Consider the following 18,875-nt stretch of genomic DNA (forward strand, 5'->3'; position numbering starts at 1 on the left):
TATAAGCCTAGCTTGATGGGCAATGGAGTGGTTTAAGAGTCGGACGTTGTTTGTTGAGTAGTGTTTGTTGCGGCAGTAGGGCGGAGTAAGCGGTAGTAGTGCTGCAGTAGTGCGATAGTAGGGCGATAGTAGGGCGATAGTAGGGCGGCTGCAGGAGAGCGGTAGTTGGGCGGTTACGGGAGGACAGGTGCTTTCGGACTCAGATGCCGCTATTTGCTAATTTAGAGCCTTTTACGGGTAGTTTCGGACTGGAGAGGCGCTATTCCTCGTAAATTGGCTCATAATGGGGTGATTTTGAGGCAATAGTGACTCTGGAGTCCGATAGCTTATGAAAAGAGACGTTTGTGCGGAAATAGCGACTCTGGAGTCCGAAAGCGACTTTGAAAGTCCAAGTAACACCGTGCACCCAAGCGACAATAAGCACTCCGAATAATATTGAGCATCCCGAGTAACGTCGAGCACTCCAAGTAACAATGAGCATCTTGAGTAACAATAGGCACTCCAAGTAACATTGAGCATCGTATGAACAACTAGCGTTCGAAGTAACATTACGTGTGCTGTTTTTATGAAAGAGGTTACCTCATGAGTAGAAATGATTACTTCTGTGAGGGCCTCTTTTTTATGCGCGTATAAAGTTTAAGTTTGACGGTTCTCAAATTTGATTATTCATTCATATAGAGTTTGATTCTATGATATAAATGAGTTAGCCTTTATAGAATGGGTAGCCGTTATATAAATACATGTTACTGAAGGGTTTGAGGGAAATGTTGTTGTCAAAATGGAGAGGGTTTTCGTTACTAGGGCTGCTCTTAATGCTTGTACTATTATCAGGCTGTTCTAAAGGCACTGCTCATGTCACAGTGAATAAGAACGGAAGCGTAGATATTGCAGTGAACATGAAAGTGAATTCGCGTGCAGAAGCGTTGATTAGCGGAAAAATGGAAGATGCTCTGGTAAACAAACTTAAGGATCAGGGGATTGAGCTAGAGAAAAGCCAAGATGGAAAATCTACAGTCTATGAATTCGTGAAATCTTATGCCTCTTTTGAGGATATGAAAGCACTTTCTGGTGACTTGGATATTGTGGACCTGAAATTAGATACCAAAGATAATTGGTTTTATACCAAATATGACGTTGAGGCGAAGCCCAAATTAAATAGCTACATAGACACCATAATGGATAATATGGGATCGCTCAGTTTATCGAAGCCGATTATTCGGGCTTTTTTGCAAAACATGGCTTTCGACTTTAAATTAACGTTACCTGTGGATCTATATGGAGACAATAATGCAAATGTGGAGGACGGCAGAACCCTTACTTGGAATGTTACACTAGCGGATACAGAGCCAATTCAAATGCAGGTTTATGTGCCTAATGTATGGAATATCGTGATTGTGCTTATCATTTTAGTGGTGGTTATTGCAACTGCGATTATATTGTTCGTCAGAAAAAGAAAGCAGCGTAATAGGAAACGTTTCTAAGTGGGTTCGTAAAGTTACGGAAGTGCCGGGAAGCTAGGATGCTTTACCGGCCTTCTTTGCTTTTTAGCAGGCACAGAGTTATAATTAGTACCAAGTACTAATATCAGATACTAATTGAAGAGGTGATTGGAATGACAGGTGCAAAAATTACCGCTATCGGAACCTATGTCCCAGCCAAAAGACTGACTAATGCCGATCTGGAGCAGATCGTAGATACAAATAATGAATGGATTGTGCAACGGACCGGAATCCGTGAGCGCCGAATTAGTCGGCAGGATGAGTATACAAGTGATTTATGTGCAGCAGCTGTGCAGGATCTTATGACTCGTTATGGAAAAAGCGTTCAGGATGTCGATATGGTCCTGGTAGCTACGAGTACACCTGACTTTTCCTTTCCCTCAGTAGCTTCTTTGATTCAAAATCGTTTTAACATTCCGCAGACTGCTGGTGCTATGGATTTGAGTGCAGCATGCGCAGGTTTTGTCTATGCACTGCATACTGCTCACAGTTATGTGGCTTCAGGAATGCATCGCAAGGTACTGGTTATTGGTGCGGATACGATCTCCAAGATTACGGATTATACTGACCGCAGTACATGTATTCTTTTTGGGGATGGCGCTGGAGCAGTGCTTGTGGAAAGTGATGAGCAGACGACGGGATTTTTAGGCTTCCAGCTGGCAAGTGATGGCGGTGGGGCACATCATGTTTACCGTACGGGGCTTGCCCATACTGTAAACAATATTGAGCTGGTAGATACACAAATGCTGGTACAGAACGGACGAGAAGTGTTTCGCTGGGCGGTCAGAACGGTTCCTTTAGGTGTGCAACAGCTGCTTGAAAAAGCGGAGGTAGGTCTGGAGGAAGTAGACTGGTTTATTCCCCACAGCGCTAATATGCGAATGATTGAGCCAATATGCGAGCGATTAAATTATCCGCTGGAGCAGGTGCTGCACAGTCTTGTGAATTTCGGGAATACTTCGGCTGCCACGATTCCTTTAGCACTTGATTTGGGCATCCGCGAGGGCAAGGTACAAAATGGACAAAAGATCCTGATGTATGGTTTTGGTGCCGGATTAACCCAGGCAGGACAATTGATTGAGTTGAATTTGGATCATCAGGTAGGGATACCTACTCCATATTAAGAGGTGGAGTTCGACCAGCTAGAGACCAATGAAGATAGATAACGAAACATTTTCGATAATCAATAAAAAGACAACGCCGTTTGCGGAAACCCGCTTACATAAGCCGTTGTCTTTTTTTGTTGATTAACTAAGTATTTAATTGACTGCCACAGGATTCACGCACAATAAGCACAGGCTCCACTACAAATGATCCACCGCCAGACTGATTGTTAATCAAGTCATAGAGCATATGGGCAGCGAGGATGCCAAGCCGTTCTTTGTTCTGGCGGATGGTCGACAGTTTTGGACTGGTATATTTACAGGCTTCAATGTCGTCACATCCGATAATGGCAATATCTTCAGGAACGCTGAGACCGTGTTCTTTCAAAGCCCGGATGGCTCCCAGAGCCAGCAAATCAGAAGCCGCAAAAATGGCTTTTGGTAAATTTCCGGCTTGAATTAATTGCTGCATAGCCGTATAACCGCTGGGCTCAAAGAAATCGTCGCCATGAACAAACCACTGACGGTTCAAAGTGAGGCCGAAGCTTTCAATAGCTTTGACATATCCGGATTCCCGCAGGTTAGAAATATCTGAATCCGCTGCACTTCCGATAAATCCAAGTTCTCTATAGCCAAGCAGATAAAAATGCTCCACGACCTTGGAAGAAACCTGAAAGTTATCTGACATCACAAAGCCGGATTTTTTGCCCTTTAGCTCAAGGTCGACCCCGATACAAGGAATACTGCTCATATCCAGATCGCGGATGGTAGGCTCCATCTTTTGTCCGGAAATAATGACACATCCATCCACATTAAAATGAACAGATCGAGCGAAATAATCGCCGCTGCTGATGAATTTCTCGTTGGAAAAGAAAATGAGATCGTAGCCCAGAACGCCCATCTGCTTTTTAAAAGAATTTAGCACTTCTACGAAAAAGGGATGTGTAAATTCGACATTAAGCTCGCCAGCAAAAATAACCCCGATCAGATTCGACTTCTTAGTTGCGAGTGTCTTGGCGGAGTTGGAAGGTGAATATCCGGTTTGTTCGATGATTTCCAAAACTCTTTGCTTGGTCTTTTCGGAAACATCACTGTAATTGTTCATAATTTTCGAAACAGTCGAGACAGAAACGCCGGCCATTTCGGCAATCATTTTGATATTCATAGTTAATAATGCCACCCTCCGCTAAATCGTTGAAATTTGAGAAAAAGACTGTTCTAGAGCGGTTATTTGCGAGTTATTATGAATAGGGTGAATGAAAATTCAATTATTTTCAGTCTATTATTATTGCCGAAACAAGTCAAATATATATTTCACTATGCAGATTTACTCCAAAATAATCTATGTAAAAAAATTCAAAATTACATCTTTACAAAAATAGAAAACTAAGCAACAATAGCATTGTCGAAACCGATTTCGATTTTTCGCTTGAATTACGAATATTACGAAATTCGAGGAGTGATGTTTAGGATGAAAAGGAATTTCACAGCAGCACTTGCTGCTATGCTCCTTGTCACCGGGCTGCTATCACCGGTTGGGAGCATGAATGCTTCAGCGGCAGAGGCGTTAAAGGAAAACTCACCTGATTCAGCGGCAACGAAAGTGGAAAATGAACCAATCAATGGATTGAAAGCGTTTACCGATGTATCTCCAAATCATTGGGCCGCAGGTCCATTACAGCGTTGGAGCACAAATGGGATCATAAGCGGATATGACGACGGGTCGTTTCGTCCGGGTAAGGAAGTCACGAAGGCAGAATTCGCAGCTATTATGAATCGTATATTTAATTATCAGGAGCAATCGGATAAGGTTCCCGCTGATGTCCAGACCACAGACTGGTATAAAAATGATATAGCCAAAGGGATTGCAGCTGGTTATTTAAGCAGTGATCAGAAGAACAATATTTATCCTTCAAAAGCACTTTCGCGCGCGGAGGCAGCGTTAGCATTGGAGAAAGTGTTTCGTTTCAATGCAGACAAAAGCAGTACAACAGCATTCACCGATCTGAACGGAGTCAGCGATGAAACCGCAAAAGCAATAGCCGTTCTATCGAGTGCAGGTTATGTAAAAGGTTATCCTGGAGGTTTGTTTAAGCCTGATGGTGGGATCACCCGTGCAGAGTTAGCTCAGTTGGCTGATCGAATGGTTTCGGGACTCCTCCTGAAATCAGGAGAGACTTCACTAGGAACAGTAAAGGGCAATGTAGTCATTAATCGGGCTGATGTGATTCTTAAAGACACGGTCATCCAAGGTAATCTTTATCTAACCGAGGGGATAGCTGAAGGGAATGCAAAGCTTGAAGGTGTAAAGGTAACAGGGACTACTTTTGTACGGGGAGGCGGCGAGCAAAGTATCGGCTTACACCATACTTCTCTTGGACTGCTTCAAGTAGCCAAGCCTAATGGTAAGGTTCGGATTTATGCCAGCGGGTCGACAGCTGTGGGTACTGTGCAGCTGCTATCTGGGTCAATCTTGGAAGAAAGCAGCGATCTTACCGGGGCAGGGTTTGGGGATGTTGAGATGGATGTCGTTCCTCACAATATTTCGCTTCGCGGAACATTTGGAGCGGTTCGTTCAGCAGACTCAGCAGTCAGCGGTTCTTTGTTAAGAATCCTTGGAACTGTCGGCAGCCTTACTCTGGGAAGTCCGACCCATTTAACATTGGAGAACAATTCACAAGTGGCGGCACTAATCCTATCTGCGAGCGCTGGAGCTACAGCAATTCAAGGCAGCGGAAGCGTAACCACAATAGATAACAAAGCCGATGGAGTGACGATTGGCGGTGTAGCAATGAAAAAAGGAAACACTGGCAAAACAACATTGCCAATAGCAAGCTCAGCGCCAAGCAGTTCGGGGAATGTAGGTCCAATAACGACGCCAAGCGCCACACCTGAAGCAACGGCGGCACCTACGGCCACTGCTACACCAACCGAAACACCAACAGCGACACCAACACCAACCGAAACACCGACACCGACACCGACACCGACACCAACACCGACACCAACACCAACACCAACACCAACACCAACACCAACACCAACACCAACACCAACACCAACGCCAACGCCAACGCCAACAGCCACACCGACACCAACACCAACAGCCACACCGACACCAACAGCCACACCAACACCAACACCAACACCAACACCAACGCCAACGCCAACGCCAACAGCCACACCGACACCAACACCAACAGCCACACCGACACCAACAGCCACACCAACACCAACACCAACACCAACACCAACACCAACACCAACGCCAACGCCAACGCCAACGCCAACAGCCACACCGACACCAACACCAACAGCCACACCGACACCAACAGCCACACCAACACCAACACCAACACCGACCACTGATCCGTGGACACTGGTGTGGGGGGATGAGTTTGATGATGGAGACATTGATGCTACAAAGTGGACCTATGACCTTGGAGATGGTTCGCAATACAACAATCCAGGTTGGGGAAACAATGAGAAGCAGTGGTATACCAACGATGAGAAGAATGTAAAGGAACAGGACGGTAACCTGATCATTACGGCCCACAAAGAAGAAAAAGCTGGCAAACAATATACTTCTACACGGATTAAGACTAAAGGGTTGTTTAGTAAAAAATATGGCAAATTTGAAATTCGGGCCAAAGCACCTACTGGAAAAGGGTACTGGCCGGCGATCTGGATGCTGCCGGAGAACGATGTGTACGGGACTTGGGCTGCTTCCGGTGAGCTTGATATTATGGAAGGCTGGGGCAGTCGTCCAAACACGGTAGCGGGGACGATTCATTACGGCGGTATGGCGCCGAACAATGTATACTCCGGCAAAGAGTATGTATTTCCGGATAACGCTACGATTGAGCAGTTCCATACGTACTCTATTGAGTGGGAGCCGGGCGAAATTCGCTGGTATGTGGATGGTGAATTATATTCGACCAAAAATGACTGGTATAGCATCAGCAATGGGCAGCCTGCCAATAATGTGTATCCAGCGCCGTTTAATCAGAAGTTCCACTTGCTGATGAATCTGGCCGTAGGCGGTAACTTTGATGGTGATCCGACTAGCGAAACCGTATTTCCAAAATCGATGGAGATCGATTACGTTAGAGTCTATGAGCTGACAGGTCGTGAGTACCGCGAGCCTATTCCAGTTACACTGGAGAAGGAAGCCTATCCAGAAGGCTCCAAGCTTGCACTGGCAGACGGCAACATGGTCTATAACAACAATTATTCGGAGCAGGTGCCGGGGGATGACGGTATGGGAATCCCGAATACCGCACATTGGGTACTTTATAAAGAAGCAGGGGCTGAAGCTACGGTTTCTACCGTTCCTATTGGGGAGCGCAATTATGTGAAGGTAGATATCAGCAGTGGTGGCGGCAATTTTTATTCGATTCAACCCCAAGCTATCGTATCTATAGCTAAAGGCAGGTTCTATAAACTCAGCTTCGATGCCAAAACCGATATGTCCCGCAGTATGAGCGTCCGGTTAACAGGTGGAGAATCTCGTGGATTTGCAGCGTATTCTCCATCGCTTAAGGTAGATCTAACTTCAGCGATGACCCATTACGAGACGATGTTTCAAATGAAGGAAAACTCAGATATTGCTGCACGCGTCGAGTTCAACGTGGGTACCAATACTTCACCGGTATGGTTTGGTAATGTCAGATTAGAAGAGATTGAGAATATTCAATTCCCGCATGATAGTGTGAAGGAACCGTTGGCCAACGGTAATCATCTGTACAATGGTACTTTCGATATTGGGGAACCCAATCGGATGAGTTATTGGCATATGGAAGCAACTGGTGGTGCCACGGTAGAATCAAGCGTTAATGACGCTGGCCAGTTAAAGCTGCAGATTGGCGGCAGTGAAAATGGTGAGGTTCGGTTACTTCAGAAGGGAATTCAGCTCATTCAAGGGCAGGACTATGAGGTTACGTTCAATGCTTCAGTCTCCTCTGCACGCACAGGAACGGTTCAACTACTAGGGAAAGACGGCAGTGTACAGGCAGAACAACCGGTTAACTTAAGCGAAGGTGAGCAAAAAATTAAAGCTACCTTTATCAATCTTGCAGGTGCAACCGATCATGAAGGACAATTCGTATTACTGTTAAACGGTGCTGCGGATACAGTCATTCTGGATAATTTCCAGATGCTGCGTACTAGCTTCTATTTTGATCCATCGCTAATATACTACCCACTCTTGAATGGTGAATTTAACTTTGGGTTTAGCGCCTGGGACCGCCTGTTGACAGAGCAGGGTGGTCAGAGCAGCGCTACGGTTGCAGATGGAGCAGCGAAATTTAGCATTACGAATACCGGCAGTCAGGCGTATTCTGTAATGTTGTTTCAGAACAACTTGAAAGCTGCTGCTGGAATGGATTATGTGGTTGAATTTGACGCCAGTTCAACCGTAATCCGCAAAATCGGGGTGAACGTAGAAAATGGTACGTATCAGGCCTCGTTCAGCAATATCGTGGAGGTAACGCCGGAGACGAATCATTACAGATTCGAATTCCGGCAAGGAAGCAAGGATACATTGTCTCTAAAATTCCTGCTTGGGAAGGTTGAGGGGATTAGTATTCCTCAAAACCATGATATTATCATTGACAATGTGAAATTTGAGATCAAAAATGCACCGGCCAAACCGCAGGAGCTGCTAAGCGACAGCAGCAATAACAGAGTTTCGCAGCCGATTGAGCTTACTTTTATCGACAATGCAAATTGGCGGAATCAAATCATGGCGGTAAAGGTTAACGGTACAACACTTAATGCAGAGCAGTACACTATTGAACCGGGAAAAATCACAATCGAAGCAGCAGTATTTCCGGCCGAAGGAAGTTATGCCATTACTGTTGAGGCTGAACATTATGTTACTGCAACTGTCACGCAGACTATTCTAGCTAATGATAACAATCTAGTCATCAATGGTTCGTTTGGCAGCGATAAGACGGGCTGGACTACCTGGTCCGGAGAAGGTGGCGTCTCCGCGTTTAATGTGAAGGATGGCGTAGCTGAAATCCTGATTACGTCGGCCGGATGGGAAGCGTGGCATACACAATTTTTCCAAGAGGGTATTCCACTGGAGGGCGGAAAAACGTATGAGGTGAGCTTCAAGGCGAAATCAACGGTTCCGCGGCAAATTGTGTTAGAATACTCCAATACTTCAGCTGCTTCCGCACAAGCTAAGTTTGATATTCGTGCGGATTGGGCTACTTATTCAGCACAATTTACGGTGTCGAACAGCAATCCGCTGAAGCTTAATTATCTGATCGGCAAAACGCTGGGCGCTGATCCTGCGGCTAACAGTACGCCGCATACGATTTCTTTTGACGATATTGTGGTCAGGGAGGTACAAGGGGGTCCACCAGTAATACCGCCAAGCGGTACGCTGGATAATGGAACCTTCGATGTAGATGCAACGGGCTGGAGCCAGTACTTTGACGGAATCGGATCTGCCTCTGTTCAAGAGGGGGAATTTGCTATCAACTTAACAGGTACCGGGCAAGCCCCTTTTAGCGCACAGGTGGATTACGAAAATCTGAAGCTTGTTCAGGGAAAAACGTACACCTTGAAGTTTAAAGCTCGTTCTACAGTAAACCGCAATATTCAGGTAGCTGTGGAGCATAAAGGCGGGGATTACACCAAATATATGGAAGCTGAGCTTGTAGCCTTGACCCAAAATATGGACGAATACAGCTACACATTTACGATGAATGGGGCAACAGACGCAGGTGTTCATCTGGTGTTTTTGCTAGGGCTTATAGATGGGAACGGTACGGAGACGAATAGTGAAATTAGCGCGGGCAGTACAATTTATTTGGATGATGTAAGCTTGATCGAAGGGTAAACGAAAAAAACGGCAGTGTTTTCCTTTTTACAGGAGCACTGTCGTTTTTTTTTTGTGTGTTTTTTGTGGGTTAGATTTAAGTTTCTTTAGGGATAAATTCAAAAATTTTGCCACTCTCAAAAGATTCTATTAGTTTCAGCAACCAGCGGTAGTAGTTAATGGATTCAGTTATTTTTTCTTCATCTGTATTTAAGAGCTGCATAAGTTTACTATCGTCACTATACTCTTTTTTCATATCGTTAATTTCTGCAAGTGATTTCGCTAGTGAGATCATATTACCTTCGACGGCTTTTCTCCATTTAATAGAGAAGTAATCACTGAAGTTCTGATGCCAGTCAGGCACAGTGGTGAACAAGTCTTTGCGCGTCCCTCTCCCCCATACTTTGTCGATCATTTTCAGATCTAGAAGGGTACGGACTCCCGTACTCATGGACGTTTTACTCATTCCCATTGTTTTGCTGAGTTCATCCAGTGTCACTGGACCTTGATTGAAGTACATATAACCGTATAAATGTCCAATAGACAAGGTAATGCCATACAGATCCATGTTTTTGCCGATAGAATCGATCACACGTTCACGGGCTTTACTAATCTTCTCTATTTGTTCGGGCGTAAGCCCTTCTAAATCGTTCATGATGTCCCTCCTGAGGAATAGGTCGATAGACTGCAACCTTATACAATGTATTGTAATCAAATCCCCCTCCATAAGTAAAGAATTCATGAAGAAAGGAATTTGGCGTAAAACAGAGTATTCCATACATAAAGTTCGTAAAGTTAAAACTGTACACTAAATTTTATCCGTATATGGTGTTTGCATGAATTTTCAATAGTCCGGTAAACTACTATAAGTGAACTAAACCCGGATAACATTTCGGGAGAAGGAGGACGGCATGGCTATTATAGAGGTGAAACAACTAACCAAAGTATTCGGTCATGATGCGGGACGCGCGATTCCTTTATTAGAGCAAGGGATGTCGAAGGAAAAAATTGCTCAGGAATTGAAGTTGACAGTCGGAGTCAACAAAGCCGAATTCAGCATTGAAGAAGGAGAAATATTCGTCATTATGGGTTTGTCCGGCAGCGGTAAGTCGACGCTGGTTCGTTTGTTGAACCGCTTGATTGAGCCTACAGGGGGGCAAGTTCTTTTTAAAGGGAAAGATGTTGTGAAAATGAATCCGGAGCAGCTGCGCCAATTCAGACGGAAGAACATCGGTATGGTGTTTCAGAAGTTCGCATTATTTCCACATCGAAGCGTACTGGAGAATGCAGCATACGGACTTGAAGTTCAGGGCGTAGATAAAAAGAAAAGAACTGAACTGGCAACGGAAGCTTTGCATCTGGTAGGTCTGAAAGGTTGGGAGAATCATCGTCCTGATCAACTCAGTGGAGGGATGCAGCAGCGTGTTGGACTGGCACGGGGCCTTGCCAACGACCCGGATATCCTGCTTATGGATGAGGCTTTTAGTGCACTGGATCCGCTTATTCGTAAAGACATGCAGCAAGAGCTGCTGGAATTACAGGCCAGAGTGAAGAAAACCATCGTGTTCATCACTCATGATCTAGACGAAGCTTTGCGGATTGGAGATCGGATCGCACTGATGAAGGACGGAGTCATTGTGCAAATTGGTACACCGGAAGAAATCCTCATCCAACCTGCCAATAAATATGTAGAGCGATTCGTGGAGGATGTGGACTTGTCCAAGGTGTTGACTGCAGCTCATGTAATGCGTCAGCCGGAAACAGTCAGACCTGAACGCGGGCCTCGGGTAGCGCTTCAATTAATGCGTGACAGTGGTATATTCAGTCTATATGTAGTGGACAAGGAAAATAAGCTTCTGGGTGTTATTACAGCTGAGGATGCCCTTAAGGCACTGAATGATAATAAATCTATTCTGGAAGTAACGCGGAGAGAAATCCCACGTGTACAACCGGAAACGCTACTCAATGATTTCTTTGAATTAATATCTGAGACACATTTGCCTGTAGCCGTCGTAGATGAAGCGGATAAATTGAAGGGTATTGTGATTAAAGGAGCCGTTCTTTCCGCACTCGCCGGCAACGCGGTACCGGAAGGAGGATTATAATGGACATTCCTAAACTGCCTTTGGGAAAGGCACTCGAGTGGTTGGAAAATTGGCTGACGACTTATTGTGGGCCCCTGTTTGACTTCATCCATTCGATTATCGGTGGTATGGTGGCTGGCATTGAAAATGCACTTACCTTCCTGCCAGCACTAGTACTTATCGTGATTATTGCAGCTTTGTCTTATTGGATCGGTAAATGGCGCATGGCACTATTTGCGGTCATTGGGCTGCTTCTGATTGATAATCTTGGATTATGGGGACCTTCTATGCAGTCCTTGGCCCTTGTTCTAACCGCCTCGATATTGGCTGTAGTAATTGGTGTGCCGATTGGTATTTTATGTGCGCAGAGAAATACCGTTAGAAATATAGTTACGCCTATTTTGGACTTTATGCAGACGATGCCGGCTTTTGTATATTTATTGCCAGCGGTATCCTTTTTCTCACTGGGCGTAGTTCCAGGGGTTATAGCTTCGATTATTTTTGCAATTCCGCCAACGATTCGCTTGACCAATCTCGGAATTCGTCAGGTTTCGGAGGAACTGGTGGAGGCAGCAGATGCTTTCGGATCGACACCTACTCAGAAATTAGTTAAATTGCAGCTTCCAATCGCTTTACCAACAATTATGGCAGGTGTGAACCAGACAATTATGTTGTCACTGTCAATGGTTGTTATCTCATCGATGATTGGTGCACAGGGCGTGGGTGCCTATGTATACCGTGCGGTATCACAGGCTAAGACAGGAGACGGATTCGAAGCAGGGATTGCGATCGTTATTATTGCCATTCTGCTGGACCGTTTGACACAGAACGCACTAAAACCAAAACAAAGATAGGAGTTTTAAATAAATGAAGAAGAAAAATATAGGGGTATTCCTGTTAGTTATTATGATGATTGCTGTTATTGCTGGATGTTCTTCATCAAGTCAAGAGAAGGTAAAATTAGCATATGTAGCATGGGATTCGGAAATTGCGAGTACTTATGTAGTAAAGGAAGTACTTGAAACTAAGCTTGGAGCTACCGTTGAAATGCTGCAGGTAGATGCTGGCCCAATGTGGGCTGGGGTTGCAGACGGTAGTGCGGATGGAATGGTTGCAGCTTGGCTGCCAAGCACCCATGCGGCTTATCTAGAAAAGTATGGTGCAAAAATTGAAGATTTGGGTGCGAATCTAAACGGAACTAAGGTTGGCTTGGCTGTTCCAGCCTATATGGATATTAATTCTATTGAAGACTTGAAGAACAGTGATATGGCAGCAAAGCTGAACAATCGCATTATCGGCATTGAGCCAGGTGCTGGCATTATGACAACCACAGAAAAGGCTATTGCGGAATATGATCTTAGCGATTACACACTTCTTGAAAGCTCATCTGCAGCGATGGCTCAGGAACTGCAAAAGGCTTATGACAACAACGAGCCAATCGTTGTTACAGGTTGGACACCACACTGGATGTTCGCCAATATGGATCTGAAGTATCTGGAAGATCCAAAAGGGGTTTATGGTGCGGACGAACAGATCCACACGATGGTCCGCCAAGGTCTGAAAGATGACATGCCGAATGTCTACAAATTCCTGGATCAATTCGAATGGACAGCGGAAGATATGGCTAAAGTAATGATTGAGGTTCAGGGTGGTAAGTCACCAGAAGAAGCCGCTAAAACTTGGGTTGAGAGCAATCCGGATAAAGTGAATGCTTGGGTTGCAGGTATAGAATTGTAAGTAAATTAAAAACTGTGTTATGATGTGAAGAATAAATGGAAACAAAAATGTAACTTGTACGCTAACTACTGTTCTTTACACATTACACTTCATAAGCAAGCTCATTCAATAAAACACCCCGTAAGGGGTGTTTTTCTTGGGAATATAAGCAAAGTATTACAAGCTCTTAATGTACTGTGCTTATATTTCAATAAGAATGGATACCTAGTTTACACACTTAGACTTATGCTTTGTCAAAGTAAATCAGGAGGCAGCTGCTGCAAGGAGTCAAGAGAGGAGACTGCTTCATGACAGAGACCATAAATACCTGGATTGATTGGCTGCTGCAAACGCTGGGCCTTAGCGGGCCATCTATTTTATTCGTGACCATCCCGCTCGCACTTTTGCAGAGTATATTAGGATTTTTTCCATTCGTAATTTTGATCGTGCTGCATGTCTCTGTTTTTAACGTAATTGGAGGCATGCTGATCAGTTGGCTGGCCTGCAATCTAGGCGGAATACTGATGTATTTTCTTATTCGGAGATATCTGTATAACTGGTTTGACCGAAAATGGAGAACCAAACTGAAGCGCTATGATAAATGGCAACGTTACTTGGATCGATACGGGATTTGGACGCTGGTACTATTGCGTACGATTCCGATTATTCCGAACAATGTAATCAATTTCATGTCTGCTGTTTCACCGATTAAAGCCTCATCCTTTATATGGGGAACCGTGCTTGGTAATTTATCTTATATATGGTTATTCGGTACGATTGGATCAACTTTAATTGTTCCGCGTGAAGAATGGAATGGTTATCTTACCTGGTATGCGGTGTTTATTGCTATTCTCATTGGCATCTTTATTCGGCGTCATTGGGACCATTTGCAGGAGGATAAGCGGAGCAGAATGCACTAATATCATATTCCCAGTTGATGATCTAAAGGATGAAGAACGTTTCTTCAGGCGTAGTTTGCCGGAGGGAACGTTCTTCTTTTTTGCCCTCTTAGCGAATACCTTAAATTAAGTGGAGGTGGCTTGACCTCTGCGTAAGGCGGGAGGGACTATTGCAATGGGCAGATTGAAAAAATGGGGGAACCGAAGGCTGAGAATACCTGATCTAGGCCATTTTCGGCTGCCAAAAATAAATGGGGACACGAATCGGAGATTCTCAGCAAGAAGCTCCGCATTCAAGTCAAAACCCAGCCGGGCAGCGGTTAGGCCGCAGCGTACGCGCTTTGAAGCCAAACGTAGCAAAGGCCGCTTTAGGTTATCCAGCCGGCCAGAGAGTAAGGTAACGGTTGCAGGCGGAAAAACACATAAGCCAAGAAGCCGACGCAAATTTTGGCTGATAGCATCTTTAGTAATACTTGTGCTGGTGCTGCAGTCACTTCGCTATGTGGAGCTGCATATGAAGCCGCCCATCCTGCATTTAGCACAAATACGTGTGAAGCAAATCGCTACGGAATCGATTAATAAGGCGATTACCTCTCAGGTTGCGAATGGAGGGAATGCGGAAGAGCTAATTGATTGGAAGACGGATAAGAACGGGAAAATATCAGGGTTCATGCTCAACTACGCGGAGCATATGCGTATTACTTCGCAAGCGGCACAGGTCATTCAGTCTACGCTGCAGGAATTGCATAATCGAACAGAATATATTCCGCTGGGGCAGGCGCTGGGCAGTCCCCTTATCGCTTCTTATGGACCCGATATTCCGATCAAGATTGAACCACAAGGTGCGGTTAAGGTTGAACTCAGTACTCGCCAGCAAAACGCTGGGATCAATATGATTCTGGTCGAGGTATATATTCATATTGTGACAGAGGTTGCAGTCGTCATTCCTTTTGATATGGAGCCGCAGGTAGTGGATACAGAAATTCCTGTGTCTTATCTGATGGTTGTTGGAGATGTACCTATGTATTACTACGATAATCAAGGTCAACCTGTGGGGGCGAACGGCAGCAGTGCTCCGGGAATTGCTATTCCTGCTCCAGCTGTAGGTGGGGATAAGAGTGGAGCAGTGGATCAGGGTAAGGATACCTCCAGCAACAGTCAGAAAGATAACAACCCGTCTCCAGCGGCAACTGATCCCGCGAGTACGGGTGCAGACCATACGGAAGAAGATAAAGGAGCGGGCGGAGGAAATTAAGGGGATATCACGCTTCAGCGCTCATAGACTATAGGTAGAACAGCTTTAATAAATGGAGCGTGAATCCTAATGTCGCAAGAATCTCTGAATGTGGAACGCTTGGCGGGAAGGTATGGGTTCTTGGAACGCACGGGACTACTTCCACTGCCGAGTATAGATGGGATCACCCTTGTAGTTGAGCTAAGCCGCCCGGATTGTGCCGCGGCTTGCTTACCCTTGCTGCTGCTCCATTCTGGAGAGTCTGTGCGCATTATTGCTGTGGCAATGACTCCTGATTTTTCTATGGATACATTAGCCGGACAGTTCTCACAGGAGCAGTCGATTCTCTTTGTTCCTTATGAGAAAGAGGAGTACATGCCTAACCAGGCTCTGGCACAGATCGAAACCAGTTTCGCGGTTTTACTTGAAGATTCGACCATGGTATCGTCTGGCTGGCTAAATGAGCTATTGTGGGTTCCTTTTGATGACGCTTCTGTTAAGGTGGTTGCCCCTCGCTCTTCAACCGAAAGAGGGGAAGGGAAGAAACGTCTTCACTTCGGCACCTATGATGAGTTTGCTGCGCATGTGAGCTATAGTCTTAGCCGGCACCAAGGAGAATGGCGAGAGATGGATGTACTAACGGGTTCTTGCCTCCTGTTCTCTAAAGAGCTGCTTCAGCGTATTGGAGGGTTGGACACCTCGCTTCATGCGCGGCCTCTTATGATTGCCGATTGGTGTCTTCGAGCGCGGCAGTCTGGAGCTAAGCTGGCGCTAAGTGATGCTGTGTATGTCCATGCTATACATTCACTTGATAGAGGCCAGAGTAGGCTGAACGGACCAACACTTGCGGATGGCTGGCGGGCGTACAGTACAAAATGGGCGCTGCAAGATGTCTTAGAAGACGAAGAACATCTTGTACCGCAGAATGGATTCTTACAATCAACACAACCTGTTATTCCACTCGGTAAGGCAACCTTGGCAACGCCATTAGTGACTGCGATTGTTTATTGTGAAGAGGATGGGAATGGGGACCATCTTCCGCAGGAATGGGCAGCTACACAGGAGCAGCAGAGCTACAAGAATATTCGGTGGATCTGGATCAAGGACAGCTGGATGAACACAGCTTCCGGCTTGCCAGTAAATGAACAGGATGTAGTGATTACAGTTCGTGGTCAAGAGGCTTGGCTGGGGGCTTTGAAGAATGCATCTGCATTATTTGAGAGTGAGATAACTGTGTATTTATCAGACTCTATCAGGTATGAGAAATATTACGTTGAACGGGTAGTGAAGGCGATCACCCAAGGTTCCGCGGATCTGATCGTTAGTTTATCTACGGATATGGACGAAGAGGTGGGGCATTTGCTTAAGGGAGACCCTTCGGGAATTGTTTTTCCGCTAGAGCGAGTTGCTCATAAAGGCGGGAATGTGCCTGGAGTGATTACCTGTAAGGCGTCCACTTCGCACCAATTGCAGCTTCACCCTGAAGCTTCACTAACTATAGGTTATGTGGGGGATTTGTCCGAACCGCAGGGGAAGAAGGCAGATAGCAGCAGGGGCAGGGAGGCGCACTCATGAAATATTTAATTCTGAGCAGAGGCTCCTGGGAGGAATACGAATATAAAAGACTGTTGGATCTTCTTCCCGAGCGGGAAGAGGTTTGTTTTGCCGGAAGAATGACTCTTGAGCAGCAGATTAACAACCAGATCAAGCCGGTAATGATCGCGGATATTCATACTCTCAAGGCGAGGGAGTACACATTTCTGGTCTCCTCTCCTTATTGGCTGCCCGAGGTTCTTTCTTTGCAAGCAGGATATATAGTGGCTTTGTTAGAGGGCTGTCCGGAAGAAGAAAATAAGGTCTTATGGGATAAATACAGCGGCTTGCTTGGAGCAAAGGCTGATCTAGTAGGAACCCGGTCAGAACGGATCTATCTGGAGCAGAGCTTGTGCAGGGAGAGTGTTATTTATCTCGACGGGGATCAGCAGGAATCCTATGGAGTTGTATTTCAGCGCGAGCGGATTTATTTTCTGACAGATTATGAAGTGTTGTGGAGTAAGGCGATTGAGAACTTATGGCAGGAGGAGCCCCTCCTTGCTACGGACTGGTTTAGGATTCAACTACAGCTTAGGGCTGATTATTATACCTCAATGTGCGCCAAGCTGCCCAGCCAGCCTGTTGTACATTATTTGGCAGCATCTTATTTGTATTTGCTTGGGGACTCCACAGCGAATCGATATCTGGCGCAATCCTTTGAGTTAATGGTGTTGTATGAATATTTGGATTGCCTTATTTCACACTTCCGTTTTTTTTCTGCAATAGAAGCCAAGACAGGGAATCTGGAAACGGCAGTCCGCCAATTTGCGATTACAGCATTTACCGCAGAGGAGAAGCAAGCAGTAGAAAGGATGGAGGGCTGGCTCCATTCCGGGCAGGATGAACTGGTTCGCGCGGAGTTGTTCCACCTGAATGAGGATGAGGCAGCGGCGGTTAGAATTTTAAGTCCGCTAACTTCTTCCGAGACAAAAGCGTTGCTGGTGCAAAATTATGTGCGGACTTTTCAATGGGAAAAGGCAATAGAGCTGCAACATGAGCAAGAAAATGTGGATGAAGCCATGGAAGGCACCATACACTTGCTGTATGGCAGGCGGCACGAGGCCATCCGCAGCTTTTTAAATGCGGGAGGGCAAGACAATCAGGCATGGCCACTTTTGTCAGAGATGGCAGATCTCGAAGAGGCTGTAAGACGATTGAGAAGGAGAGTGGAGGATGAGTAGTCATAGAGGGCCACTCCGCAAAATGTCAGGCAACCGTCTGACCGCTATAATGCAGGTTAGGAACGAAGCCGGAAGGTATTTGGAGCAGGTGCTGGAGGAATTAAGTGAGTTCGTGGATGATATTGTGATCGTGGATGATGGTAGTACAGATAATACGGCTCAGTTATGTCTCTCTTTTGCCAAAGTTAAGAAGCTCGTAACCCTGCAAAGCTCTTTGTTTAACCGTGAATGGGAGCTGCGGCAAACATTGTGGGAGCTGGCGGTATCTACGAATCCGGATTGGCTGCTGTCTGTGGACGCCGATGAGTTCTATGAAGAGTCTGCTAAACGGGAGATGAGGCGACTCATCGATCAGGATGTGTATGACTGGGTATCCTTCCGATTATTTGATTTTTGGGGCGGCACCACACATTACCGTGAAGATGAGCATTGGAATATCCACACGAAACATACCCGTACACTAGTCCGCTATTTGCCGAACTTTCATTATTTTTTTCCGAAAATGGATCATCATGTGCCAAGACTTCCGCTCTCTTATTCGGTATTGCCGGGTTTTCTTACCGAGCTGCGTGTGAAACATTATGGTTGGGCGATATCCCCTGAGGAGCTTCGGCGAAAATACTCGCGTTACCTGGAGCTTGATCCAGAGGGGTGCTGGGGTAGTCTGGAGCAGTACAAATCTATCCTTGATGAGCAGCCCCATCTGGTAGAATGGCAAGAGGAGCATTGAAATC

At 45.7% G+C, this 18,875-nt stretch carries 13 protein-coding genes; 11 read left to right on the plus strand and 2 right to left on the minus strand.

What is annotated here, in order from left to right; genetic code table 11:
- Nucleotides 1-764: 764 nt before the first annotated feature.
- Both MKY63_RS15005 and MKY63_RS15010 read left to right on the plus strand, forming a co-directional pair.
- Complete coding sequence (locus MKY63_RS15005; protein ID WP_178944219.1) at nucleotides 765-1,481, plus strand: hypothetical protein; 717 nt, start codon at nucleotides 765-767, stop codon at nucleotides 1,479-1,481.
- Between the two features lie 131 nt (nucleotides 1,482-1,612).
- On the plus strand, nucleotides 1,613-2,623 hold the full coding sequence (locus MKY63_RS15010) for a ketoacyl-ACP synthase III (protein WP_036685367.1): 1,011 nt from the start codon (nucleotides 1,613-1,615) through the stop codon (nucleotides 2,621-2,623).
- Nucleotides 2,624-2,750: 127 nt separating this feature from the next.
- Here the strand turns inward: MKY63_RS15010 and MKY63_RS15015 are convergent, their stop codons facing one another.
- Nucleotides 2,751-3,767: a LacI family DNA-binding transcriptional regulator gene (locus MKY63_RS15015; protein ID WP_036685366.1), complete on the minus strand. Its 1,017-nt coding sequence runs from the start codon at nucleotides 3,765-3,767 to the stop codon at nucleotides 2,751-2,753.
- A 306-nt stretch (nucleotides 3,768-4,073) separates the two neighbouring features.
- Here MKY63_RS15015 and MKY63_RS15020 point away from each other — a divergent pair, with 306 nt between their 5' ends.
- Entirely contained in the window at nucleotides 4,074-9,455 is a 5,382-nt protein-coding gene (locus MKY63_RS15020) for a carbohydrate binding domain-containing protein (protein WP_339813354.1), read from the plus strand.
- A gap of 76 nt (nucleotides 9,456-9,531) precedes the next feature.
- Here MKY63_RS15020 and MKY63_RS15025 read toward each other — a convergent pair whose 3' ends face one another.
- Nucleotides 9,532-10,089, minus strand: coding sequence for a transcriptional regulator (locus tag MKY63_RS15025; protein WP_036685364.1), 558 nt, complete (start codon nucleotides 10,087-10,089; stop codon nucleotides 9,532-9,534).
- Between the two features lie 256 nt (nucleotides 10,090-10,345).
- Here MKY63_RS15025 and MKY63_RS15030 point away from each other — a divergent pair, with 256 nt between their 5' ends.
- The 8 genes from MKY63_RS15030 (at nucleotide 10,346) to MKY63_RS15065 (ending at nucleotide 18,871) form a co-directional block, all read left to right on the plus strand.
- Complete coding sequence (locus tag MKY63_RS15030) at nucleotides 10,346-11,539, plus strand: glycine betaine/L-proline ABC transporter ATP-binding protein (protein ID WP_036685362.1); 1,194 nt, start codon at nucleotides 10,346-10,348, stop codon at nucleotides 11,537-11,539.
- Nucleotides 11,539-12,372: a proline/glycine betaine ABC transporter permease gene (locus tag MKY63_RS15035; RefSeq protein ID WP_036685360.1), complete on the plus strand. Its 834-nt coding sequence runs from the start codon at nucleotides 11,539-11,541 to the stop codon at nucleotides 12,370-12,372. Before MKY63_RS15030 ends, MKY63_RS15035 begins: the two co-directional genes overlap by 1 nt.
- A gap of 13 nt (nucleotides 12,373-12,385) precedes the next feature.
- Nucleotides 12,386-13,255, plus strand: a complete 870-nt coding sequence (locus MKY63_RS15040) for a glycine betaine ABC transporter substrate-binding protein (RefSeq protein ID WP_339813358.1) — start codon at nucleotides 12,386-12,388, stop codon at nucleotides 13,253-13,255.
- Between the two features lie 287 nt (nucleotides 13,256-13,542).
- On the plus strand, nucleotides 13,543-14,154 hold the full coding sequence (locus MKY63_RS15045) for a VTT domain-containing protein (protein ID WP_036685356.1): 612 nt from the start codon (nucleotides 13,543-13,545) through the stop codon (nucleotides 14,152-14,154).
- 430 nt (nucleotides 14,155-14,584) lie between these two features.
- Entirely contained in the window at nucleotides 14,585-15,388 is an 804-nt protein-coding gene (yunB, locus tag MKY63_RS15050; protein WP_076105330.1) for a sporulation protein YunB, read from the plus strand.
- Nucleotides 15,389-15,457: 69 nt separating this feature from the next.
- Nucleotides 15,458-16,942 (plus strand): hypothetical protein, encoded by a 1,485-nt coding sequence (locus MKY63_RS15055; RefSeq protein WP_339813361.1) that lies wholly within the window; start codon nucleotides 15,458-15,460, stop codon nucleotides 16,940-16,942.
- A complete protein-coding gene (locus MKY63_RS15060; RefSeq protein ID WP_339813364.1) occupies nucleotides 16,939-18,141 on the plus strand; it encodes a hypothetical protein in 1,203 nt (400 codons plus the stop codon). Before MKY63_RS15055 ends, MKY63_RS15060 begins: the two co-directional genes overlap by 4 nt.
- Complete coding sequence (locus MKY63_RS15065; protein ID WP_076141795.1) at nucleotides 18,134-18,871, plus strand: glycosyltransferase; 738 nt, start codon at nucleotides 18,134-18,136, stop codon at nucleotides 18,869-18,871. Before MKY63_RS15060 ends, MKY63_RS15065 begins: the two co-directional genes overlap by 8 nt.
- The last annotated feature ends 4 nt before the right edge of the window (nucleotides 18,872-18,875 follow it).

Source organism: Paenibacillus sp. FSL R7-0189 (genome assembly GCF_037969925.1).
Taxonomy (GTDB): domain Bacteria; phylum Bacillota; class Bacilli; order Paenibacillales; family Paenibacillaceae; genus Paenibacillus_AQ; species Paenibacillus_AQ odorifer.

Coding starts and splice junctions, on each gene's coding strand:
- MKY63_RS15005 (WP_178944219.1), top strand. CDS start 765: ATGTTGTTGTCAAAATGGAGAGGGTTTTCGTTACTAGGGCTGCTCTTA.
- MKY63_RS15010 (WP_036685367.1), top strand. CDS start 1,613: ATGACAGGTGCAAAAATTACCGCTATCGGAACCTATGTCCCAGCCAAA.
- MKY63_RS15015 (WP_036685366.1), bottom strand. CDS start 3,767: ATGAATATCAAAATGATTGCCGAAATGGCCGGCGTTTCTGTCTCGACT.
- MKY63_RS15020 (WP_339813354.1), top strand. CDS start 4,074: ATGAAAAGGAATTTCACAGCAGCACTTGCTGCTATGCTCCTTGTCACC.
- MKY63_RS15025 (WP_036685364.1), bottom strand. CDS start 10,089: ATGAACGATTTAGAAGGGCTTACGCCCGAACAAATAGAGAAGATTAGT.
- MKY63_RS15030 (WP_036685362.1), top strand. CDS start 10,346: ATGGCTATTATAGAGGTGAAACAACTAACCAAAGTATTCGGTCATGAT.
- MKY63_RS15035 (WP_036685360.1), top strand. CDS start 11,539: ATGGACATTCCTAAACTGCCTTTGGGAAAGGCACTCGAGTGGTTGGAA.
- MKY63_RS15040 (WP_339813358.1), top strand. CDS start 12,386: ATGAAGAAGAAAAATATAGGGGTATTCCTGTTAGTTATTATGATGATT.
- MKY63_RS15045 (WP_036685356.1), top strand. CDS start 13,543: ATGACAGAGACCATAAATACCTGGATTGATTGGCTGCTGCAAACGCTG.
- MKY63_RS15055 (WP_339813361.1), top strand. CDS start 15,458: ATGTCGCAAGAATCTCTGAATGTGGAACGCTTGGCGGGAAGGTATGGG.
- MKY63_RS15060 (WP_339813364.1), top strand. CDS start 16,939: ATGAAATATTTAATTCTGAGCAGAGGCTCCTGGGAGGAATACGAATAT.
- MKY63_RS15065 (WP_076141795.1), top strand. CDS start 18,134: ATGAGTAGTCATAGAGGGCCACTCCGCAAAATGTCAGGCAACCGTCTG.